The organism is Acidobacteriota bacterium (genome assembly GCA_034211275.1).
In the GTDB taxonomy this organism is placed as follows: Bacteria; Acidobacteriota; Thermoanaerobaculia; order Multivoradales; family JAHZIX01; genus JAGQSE01.
Genome location: JAXHTF010000055.1, coordinates 25,468 through 34,000, shown reverse-complemented (window position 1 = coordinate 34,000; position 8,533 = coordinate 25,468). Strand labels below are relative to the sequence as shown.

Sequence of the window (8,533 nt, the reverse complement as noted above, 5' to 3'; positions counted from 1 at the left end):
ACCCGCAGCACCTCGGTGGAGGCGGCGGTGCGGGCCATGAAGCACGGAGCGGCGGATTACATCACCAAGCCCCTGGACTACCAGCGATTGCGCAAGGCGGTGGTCTCGGCCCTCGAGGTCCATCAGCTATCGCGCCGCCGGGTGGAGCAGGAGCAAGCGGGGCCCGCCGCTGCCCGCGACCGCTTCCACGGCCTGCTGGGCCGTAGCGGGGCCATGAGCCAGCTCTTCCAGCACATCGAGAACGTGGCTCCCACCGACGTCTCGGCGTTGATTCTGGGGGAGACCGGCACCGGCAAAGAGCTGGTGGCGCGGGCCATCCACAACGCCAGCAACCGCCGGGAGGGTCCGTTCGTGGCGGTGAACGCCGCCGCCATCCCCCACGAGCTCATCGAGAGCGCGCTCTTCGGCCACGAGAAGGGGGCGTTCACCGGCGCCCGAGAAGCTCACGCCGGATATTGCGAGCAGGCTGATGGCGGCACCCTCTTCCTGGATGAGATCGCGGAGATGGATTACGCGGTTCAGGCCAAGCTGCTGCGTTTCCTCCAGGACCATCAGGTGCAGAGGGTGGGGGCGAGCCGCGGCCGGCCGGTGGACGTGCGGGTGCTGGCGGCCACCAACGTCGACCCGGTGGAAGAGATCCGCCAGCGGCGGCTGCGGGAAGATCTCTACTACCGCCTGCGGGTGGTGAGCCTACGGCTGCCGCCGCTGCGCGAGCGTGGGGAGGACGTGCTGCTGCTGGCCCGGCACTTCCTGCGGCGTGCCTCGGAGCGCCATCAGCGAGGCTTTCGGGACTTCGACGCCGCGGCCCTGAGGCAGCTCGAAGCCTATCCGTGGCCGGGCAACGTGCGGGAGATGGAGAACCTCATCGAGGAGGCGGTGGTGCTGCATCGGGGCGAGGTGCTCACCGCCGCCATGCTGCCCCGGGAGCTGGTGGAGGGGGGCGCGACCGGCGTCGCCGGCCTGGCGTCCACCAAGGATCTGGAGCCTCGCTGGAGCCCCCGCGACGAGCGCCGCCGGGAGGAGCTGCGCCAAGCCCTCGACGAGGCGGGGGGCGATCCGGAATCCGCCGGCGAGATTCTCGGAGTCAGCCGGGCCACCGTCTACCGCTGGATGAAGAAATACTCCATTCCCCGGCCTTGACGCCGCCGTCCCGTCGAGTCCCGTCGAGTCCCGTCGGGGTTCCGGTCCCTCCTCCCTCTGCCACCACCGGTTTCGTCGCCTTCCAGCCTGTCGCAGGCTGTCTCAAGCCGTCTCAGGAGGATCCGGGATGGTGATGAGAAGGTCTCGCGCGATCCCGCCCAGACGCCCCACTTTCAGGGGTTCTCCCATCTGGTACGCACCTTGCCTTGAAGTCTCCTGTCTTCACTCTGAAAACGTTCCGGTTCGTCACCGGCGTTGGACGAGAGAGATCAACGAGCGGCGCTCCTGAGAGAGCCTTGCACGAACGATCGAATTTTCGCCCCCGGTTTTGCTCGTCGTCCCCCCCGACGACCCCGCCGCTACGGGTCCCTGAAGGAAGGAGACGATGATGAGCTCAGACCAGCCGTTCCTGGACTCGAACCCTCGCCACCACCGAATCTCGCCCCTGCAGCTTCCTCGACAGCTTCTTCGGCGGCTCCGAGCCCGCCGCCTGGACCGCTGGGCGGTGGCGATGCTGGTGGTTCTGGCTTCAGCTCTCGCCACCATCTGGCTTTCCGGTGCAGCGCCGGTACCGGTGGAGGATCTGTCTCCTGGCGACGACGAGGTCATTCTCGAGCGCGTTCCCGAGGTCGTCGCCGCTGAGATGCGGCACCTCCGCCTCCAGCGCGAGCGGTTGGCCGACGATCCGGAGAACCTGCCCCTGGCATTGGACTTGGGCTGGGCTTTTCTCCACCTGCTGGAGGCTACCGGGGATGTACGCTTCAACGGCTACCTGCAGTCGGCTCTAGCGCCCTGGTGGGAGCTCACCGAACCTCCCCATCCGGTGCTCCTGCTGCGCGCTGCGGAGCGTCGGAGCGTTCACGACCTGAAGGCGGCGACGGGGGATCTGGAGCAATACTTGGATTTACGCCCCGAATGCGCCAAGGGTTGGCTAGAGCAGGCGGAGCTGCATCGGATCCGGGGAGATCTCGAGGCGGCCCGGGCCGGATGCCGGGCCGCTCATCGCCTGGCCCGCGAGGATCCGGAGATCGAGCTTCGGGCCGCCGCCTGTCGCGCTCTGGTGGACGATCTGGGCAATATCTGGAACTACCGCCGGCTGCGGCGCCAGTTTCGCCTGGCTCCCACGGTGGAGGATGCGACGCGGGTGGAGGTGCTCAGCGCCCTCAGCGAGCTGGCGATGCGCTGGGGGCGATTGGAGGAAGCGGAGGACTCCCTGCGCCAAGCTTTGCGCTCGAGCCCCGCCAACATCGAGCTCCTCGCTCGCTACGCCGACCTTCTCCTCGACCAGGACCGTAGCCGCGAGGTGATTCAATTGCTCGAAGACAGGACCTCCGTGGGGACCCTCTTGGTACGGCTGGCGGAGGCGGAGCAGCGGTTGGGGCTGGTCGCCTACCAGCGCCACGCCGCCGACCTCGAGGCTCGCTTCGCAGCCGCTCGGCGGGAGGGCAGCCGGCGGCACCTGGCGGATGAGGCGCGGTTCCGTCTGCGCTGCCAGCAGCGATCCTGGGAGGCTCTCCGTCTGGCCCTGAGCAATTGGCAGCGGCAGCGGCGTCCCGAGGATGCGCGACTGGTCCTCGAGGCGGCTTGGTCTGCCCGTCGCCCGGAGTTGGCGGGACCGGTGCTGGGGTTCCTCGACCAGACCGGTTGGGAGGAGCAGCGCCTGGCTCGACTGGCGCGGCGTCTGGAGGAGGTGAGCTGATGCGCGCGCACCGTCTATCCGGCCTGCCGGCCCTTCTGCTGACCGCGTTGCTGAGCGGGCCGGTGTTCTCCGCCGACGCTCAACCGGCCAGCGACAGCTACCTGACCTTGGAGATTGAAGGCGAGCGAATCGATGGCCGTTGGGCCCTCGCCCTGCGCGACCTGGAGTACGTTCTCGGCCTCGACGAGAATCACGACGGAGCCATCTCCTGGGGCGAGGTGCGGCAGCGCCAGGACGAGATCGCGACCTATGCGCTGAGTCGCCTCGAGCTTCAGCGAGGGCACACGGCCTGCCGGCTGGAGCTCCGAGGGCAAACCATGGGGCAACGCCGCGGTGCCGCCCATTCGGTTCTCCACTTCGCCGTCCATTGTCCGGCGAGGGCGGCGAAGCAGCCGCTGAATCTGACCTACGACCTCTTCTTCGATCGGGACCCCACCCACCGGGGGTTGTTGCGGGTGGTCGGTCCGGGGCGGGAAGCCTTCCGGGTCTTGAGGCCCTCGGCGGCCTGTGTGGTGGTGGCCGGCGGCGCGGTGACTCCCTGGGGCCGTCACCTGCGCGCCCTGGCCCAGGTGCTGTGGCCTTTGTTCATGGGGCTGGGGTTGCTGGTGCTCCTCCTCTCGGGATCGTTGGTGCGTACCGAGCAGGGTTGGAGGATCGTCGAATCCGCCTCGATCCTGTGGGAGCGCGGGCTCACCGCCTGTCTGGCCTTCGCCCTGGTCCACGGTCTGAGCGTTGTCGCGGCGGCGGCGGGGTGGATCTCCTTACCCTCCCTGTGGGTCGAGCTCAGCCTCGCCTGCCTGCTGACCTTGACCCTATGCGACACCCGGAGCCCGGCCCGCGAGGCGAGGGCCCAAGAGGAGCGCCGGCCCCGACGGCCCCCCAAGGTGTCCGGGCGCCGCTATCGCCGGCGCTACCATCGAGCCTTGACCGGAGAGCTCTCGACGGTGATCGGTTCCTCGAGCTAGAGGCTGGCTGGAGAGGCCGGCACCGGAGCGTGGCGTGTGTCCCGCGCCCCCAACGCAGCCTCGTCACGCTGCCGCCACGGCTCGTTACCGCGGTGACGCGGAGATTCCACATCGGGGGCGTAGCTTGGCCACGCTGGAAAGAAGTCCAGCGTTTGGAGGCCAAGCATGTCGAGAGCCCACGCCCCACTATCTGCATCCCTACCGGCCCCGGTTTCCGCCCCTTCCGCCGTTCCCGGCTGGCAACGCTTCGATCTTTCCCTCTGTGAGCGCGTCCACGACGGCTGCCGCCGCGAGGTGCTGGCTCTGTTCCGAGTGGTCAGCCGCCTGGGCAACGGACCCGCCTGGTATGCCCTGGCGCTGGGGTTGCTCGGCCTGTATGGCGAAGCGGCGGCGGTCCCGGTGCTGCGCATGCTGGTCACCGGCATGCTCGGCAGCGCGCTCTACTGGCTGATCAAATCCCGCGCCGCTCGGCCTCGGCCGTTCATGGTCAGCGCCAGCCTCAACGCCGAAGAACCGCCGCTGGACGAATTCAGCTTCCCCTCCGGCCACACCCTGCACGCCTGCCTTTACGCCGTGTTGGCCGGGGCCGTCTTCCCCTGGACCCTTTGGATCCTGGTGCCCTTCGCCGTGCTCACCGCCGCTTCGCGCATCGCCCTCGGTCTGCACTATCCCACCGACGTGGCCGCCGGGGCAGCCCTCGGCTGCACCCTCGCCTGGTTGGCTCTAGCGCTTGTCTGAGTCACCTCCAGGGCTCCCGCGGGAGCCGCCGGCGGAGGTGCGCTCCGTTGAAGGGCGCCCACGCTCCCCGATGCGAATCCTCTACCTCACCGACGTCTTCTTTCCCCGGGTCAACGGCGTCTCCACCTCCATCGCCACCTTCCTCCGCGAGCTCGAGCACCGGGGTCACGAGGTGGTGGTGGTGGCGCCGGAGTATCGGCGTCCGGCCCGCTCCTTGGAGGATCGAGTGCGGCGGGTCGCCTCCCGCGCCGTGCTGGGAGATCCGGAGGACCGTTGGATGAAGGGATCGGCGCTGCGGCGGACGCTGCGCCAGGTGCTGGAGGAAGGGCCGGTGGATCTGGTCCACGCCCAGACCCCCTTCGTCGCCCACTACGCCGCCCGGCGGTTCGCCCGGAGCCACGATCTGCCGTTGGTCGTGACCTACCACACCTTCTTCGAGGACTATCTGCACCACTACCTGCCGCTGCCCCAAGGGCTCCTCAAGCCCTTCGTGCGGCGCATCTCCCGGCTGCAGGCGGACGACGCGGATCGGCTCATCGTGCCCTCGTCGGCGGTGCGGGATGCGCTGTTGGCCTACGGTACCGACACCCCGGTGGAGGTTTTGCCCACAGGACTGCGCTCGTCGGAGCTGGCCGGCGGCGACGGCCCGCGCTTCCGGCGCCGTCACGGGATTCCCGCGGACCAGCCGATGTTGCTCCACGTCGGGCGCATGGCCCACGAGAAAAACGTGGGCTTCCTGCTGCGGGTCTTCGCGCGCATCGCGGCGGAGCGCTCGGACGTGCTCCTGGTGCTCGCTGGCGAGGGGCCGGCAGTCCCCCGGCTGCGGCGGGAGATCCGCCGGCTGGGCCTTGGGGAACAGGTGCGATTCCTAGGGTATCTGGAGCGTGAGAACGAGCTCCTCAACTGCTACGCCGCGGCGGACCTCTTCCTCTTCGCCTCGCGCACCGAAACTCAAGGCCTGGTGCTGCTGGAGTCCATGGCCTTGGGGACGCCGGTGGTGTCCACTGCGGTCTTGGGCACCCGCGACGTGGTGCGCACCGGGCACGGAGCGGTGGTGGTGCCGGAGGACGAGGAGCGCTTTGCCCGAGAGGTCTTGTCTTTGCTCGCCGATCCGTTGCGGCGAGGGCGATTGAGCCGGGAAGCGGTGGCCTGGGCTCAGGAGTGGAGCGCCGGGCGCATGGCGGAGCGCTTGCTCGGCGTCTACCGCGACGTGGTGGGGATCGAGGAACGAGCCCGCGCGGTGCCGGCGTGAGCGAGGGGTCGTCCCTCGGCGGGACCGCTGAGTCTCTTCGTTCGGAGCCCCTTCCTTCAGAGCCCCCAGCTGAAGAGCCACTACGCCTCTGCCTGGTCACCGAGACCTTCTCGCCGGAGATCAACGGCGTCGCCCGCACCCTCGACCAGCTGGTGCGGGGGATGATGGCCCGGGGGCACCGCGTGGAAGTGGTGCATCCCCGACGTCGAGGAGTAGCGGAGGATGTCGAGCACTTCTTGGTCCCCGGCCTGCCGCTGCCGGGCTACCCCGAGCTGCGCTTCGGCCTGCCGGTGGCGCGGCGCCTCCGCCGCCGCTGGAGCCAGGACCCTCCGACGGTGGTCCACGTCGCCACCGAAGGACCGTTGGGCTTCGCTGCCACCTTCACCGCGCGCAAGCTGGGGATTCCGGTGCTTAGCACCTTCCACACCAACTTCCACGACTACGGCCGCCACTACGGCTACGGCCTCCTGCGGCGTGCGGTGCTGGCGGGCATGCGCTACTTCCACAACCGCACCGCCGCCACCCTGGTGCCCACCGAAGAGATCCGCCGGGGGTTGGAGTCCAGCGGCTTCCAGCGCGTCGGGGTCCTCGCCCGCGGGGTGGATACGAAGCTCTTCTCCCCACAGCGCCGGGACGACGAGCTCCGCGCCCGCTGGGACGCCCGGCCGTCCGCGCCGGTGCTTTCCTACGTCGGCCGCATCGCCGGCGAGAAGGACGTAGCCCTCGCCCTCGAAGCCTTTCGCAGGGCTCGCCGGGCGGTGCCCGACAGCCGCGCTGTGGTGGTGGGGGACGGCCCCCACCGGCAGCGCAGCGAGGAGGCCTATCCAGAGGTGGTCTTCTGCGGCATGCGCACCGGCGAGGACCTGGGCCGCCACTACGCCAGCGGCGACGTCTTCGTCTTCCCCTCCCGCACCGAGACCTTCGGCAACGTGGTGCTGGAGGCTATGGCCAGCGGCCTGGTGGTGGTGGCCTTCGACCGCGCCGCGGCCCACGAGCTCATCGTGTCCGGGGAGAACGGTTTTACCGTCCCCGGCGACGACCGGCAGGAGCTGGCGGAGCTGGCAGCGGCGGTGGCTCGGCGGCCTCTGGACGAGCTGCGCGCCATCGGTGCCCGCGCCCGCGTCACGGCCTTGGGGTCCGGCTGGGATGCGGTGGTGAAGCGATACGAGGCAGCTCTCTTCGGGGTCTTGACTGGCGGCTCCTGACCCCGATCTCTCCCGCTGAGTCACTTCCGAAGGCCCTGACAGAGAGCTGACGGCTCTTTGTCATCTTGATCACGAATTCCTGGAAATCCGGTAGCGGCTCCACCGAGTCCAATGCTCTGCCGGACTTTGCTCGCGCTCTGTCTCGACCCGCTGTCGAGGTCCAGCCGCGCTGGGCAGATGCGGAGCACGGCGTTGTCTATGACGATGCCCGCATCTCCGAGGAACTCCTGCGGTGCCCCAAGTCCGCAGGGGGCGGTCCCCGAAGTCATGAGGACTGCGGGGACTCTGGATCACTGTTTCTAGGAGGTTGACCATGAAGAAGTCTCTCATCGTCGGTTGCATCGCCATCGCTTTGCTCTGGGTCTCGGGCGTTCCCGTCTTTGCCGATGCCTATACCCCGAGTCAGAACGGGCTCTCCTTCGATCTCGTGAACAAGTGTGACGGCATCGTCAGCGGCATCGCCGTCGGCGACAAGGTCTGCCTGCTCAAGATCGGTTCCGCGTTCTTCATGAGCACCGTCTTCTCGGGGGACATGGCCTCCGGCGACAGCCAATGGGCCTCGGCCTGCACCAATATCGACGGCGAGGCCAAGATCCTTTTCGTGCCCTCGCCGAGCTGCGGCACCCAGGCTGTAGAGGTGACCGTCAAGGCCAACGAGACGGTGGCGATCCCCAGCAACTTCTGCGCTTGCGCTACCGGTGACCGGGAGGACCATGCGCTGAAGATGGGGGACTGAGCCTCCTCCGCATCTGCTAGCTGCTGGCTGCTAGCTGCTGGGCCAACGCCCCTGCCCGCCGGATTGAGTGGGTGGGGGCGTTGGTGTGTTGAGTCGATCGATCACCCAGCGTCAATGGATGACGTGGTGATCGAGCAGCCAGTTGTGGTCCGCCGTTTCGAGGCCTGCCTCCGCTCCGGTCGAGCTGGTGTTCACCTCGCTGACGAAGAGCTCGTCGCTGGGCGATAGGCGGGCGGTGGACTCGATCTGGATGTGGAGGTCCCGGGCCGTTTGGTTGGTGGAGACGAACCATAGGGCCTCCACCGGTGAGCACGCATCGTCGAAGCTCTTCATCGTCCTGAGCAGGCGATCGTAGCGTGCTTTGTAGGCGGCCATCTTCTTCTTGTGGACCTTCACCGCCTCGAGGTAGGCGGGGTCCTTCTTGCCGAGCTCGAAATCCCTCTCCTTGGGCGTCGGCGGCTGGCGCAAGGTGTAGGCGACGGCCAGCACCCGGTTTCCCTTCTTAGTGACCAAGGGCTGCGCGACATTGGAGCGCCCGGTGCCGATCTCGCCCATGTGAATGCGGGTGACGATCAGTTTGTAGTCGTCCTGCTCTACCGCGGCGAGGTGACCCCTGAGGTTGTTGAGCACTTGCGCCGGAAGTTGGGTCGCGTCGAGCAACCAGGGCCCGTTGAGCAAGTTGACGCCGTCGCCACACTTCGCGCGCAGGAACTCCTCCAGGTTGCTCACCTTGCGGGGGCGTGAAAAGTCATAGCCGATCATCTGGAACATGGCTGACCTCCTTCCCTTCGGTGAAGC

Annotated in this window: 8 protein-coding genes; 7 read left to right on the top strand and 1 reads right to left on the bottom strand. The window is 68.2% G+C overall.

Features of this window, described 5'->3' with window-relative positions:
- The 7 genes from SX243_11180 to SX243_11150 all read left to right on the top strand — a co-directional run.
- A partial coding sequence (locus SX243_11180; GenBank protein ID MDY7093520.1) for a sigma-54 dependent transcriptional regulator occupies positions 1–1,140 on the top strand: 1,140 nt, incomplete at its 5' end.
- 385 nt (positions 1,141–1,525) lie between these two features.
- Positions 1,526–2,839: a hypothetical protein gene (locus tag SX243_11175; GenBank protein MDY7093519.1), complete on the top strand. Its 1,314-nt coding sequence runs from the start codon at positions 1,526–1,528 to the stop codon at positions 2,837–2,839.
- Entirely contained in the window at positions 2,839–3,804 is a 966-nt protein-coding gene (locus tag SX243_11170) for a hypothetical protein (GenBank protein ID MDY7093518.1), read from the top strand. Before SX243_11175 ends, SX243_11170 begins: the two co-directional genes overlap by 1 nt.
- 165 nt (positions 3,805–3,969) lie before the next feature.
- Positions 3,970–4,542, top strand: coding sequence for a phosphatase PAP2 family protein (locus tag SX243_11165; protein MDY7093517.1), 573 nt, complete (start codon positions 3,970–3,972; stop codon positions 4,540–4,542).
- A gap of 70 nt (positions 4,543–4,612) precedes the next feature.
- Positions 4,613–5,794 carry a glycosyltransferase gene (locus tag SX243_11160; protein MDY7093516.1) on the top strand — a complete coding sequence of 394 codons (1,182 nt, stop codon included), beginning with the start codon at positions 4,613–4,615 and terminating at the stop codon, positions 5,792–5,794.
- The gene (locus tag SX243_11155; protein ID MDY7093515.1) at positions 5,791–6,999 is read left to right on the top strand and encodes a glycosyltransferase family 1 protein; all 1,209 of its coding nucleotides are present in this window, start codon (positions 5,791–5,793) and stop codon (positions 6,997–6,999) included. Before SX243_11160 ends, SX243_11155 begins: the two co-directional genes overlap by 4 nt.
- Positions 7,000–7,312: 313 nt before the next feature.
- Positions 7,313–7,735: a hypothetical protein gene (locus SX243_11150; protein ID MDY7093514.1), complete on the top strand. Its 423-nt coding sequence runs from the start codon at positions 7,313–7,315 to the stop codon at positions 7,733–7,735.
- A 111-nt stretch (positions 7,736–7,846) separates the two neighbouring features.
- Here the strand turns inward: SX243_11150 and SX243_11145 are convergent, their stop codons facing one another.
- The gene (locus SX243_11145; protein MDY7093513.1) at positions 7,847–8,506 is read right to left on the bottom strand and encodes a hypothetical protein; all 660 of its coding nucleotides are present in this window, start codon (positions 8,504–8,506) and stop codon (positions 7,847–7,849) included.
- Positions 8,507–8,533: the final 27 nt, after the last annotated feature.